At 69.2% G+C, this 266-nt stretch carries 1 protein-coding gene; it reads left to right on the top strand.

Going from position 1 to position 266, the window contains the following annotated elements; translation table 11 throughout:
- Nucleotides 1–40 precede the first annotated feature (40 nt).
- The coding region (locus MFF40_RS28485) for a hypothetical protein (protein ID WP_238263177.1) at nucleotides 41–266 on the top strand (226 nt) is incomplete at its 3' end.

Raw genomic sequence — 266 nt, 5'->3', positions numbered from 1 at the left:
CTAGACTTCAGAATGCACCCACACTGTCGGTGATGCCACGATGCTGATCGAGCTGTGCCGTTACGCGGTCGCGACCGTGCCGCTTGGCCTGGTAGAGCGCCGCATCCGCCGCCCGCGCCTCGACCGCAGCCGCGCGTCGGGTTTGGTTCCGACCGCTGGCCTTGGCCTCGTAAAGAGCAGTGTCCGCCCGCCGGAAGAGGTCCGGCGCCGCGCCGGCACCACGGCGCCACGTCCGAACCGGCTGTTGCAAGCGTCCATTGCCGCCA

This window comes from Methylobacterium mesophilicum, from assembly GCF_022179445.1.
Lineage (GTDB): Bacteria > Pseudomonadota > Alphaproteobacteria > Rhizobiales > Beijerinckiaceae > Methylobacterium > Methylobacterium mesophilicum.
This window is presented reverse-complemented; position numbering and strand designations above follow the sequence as displayed.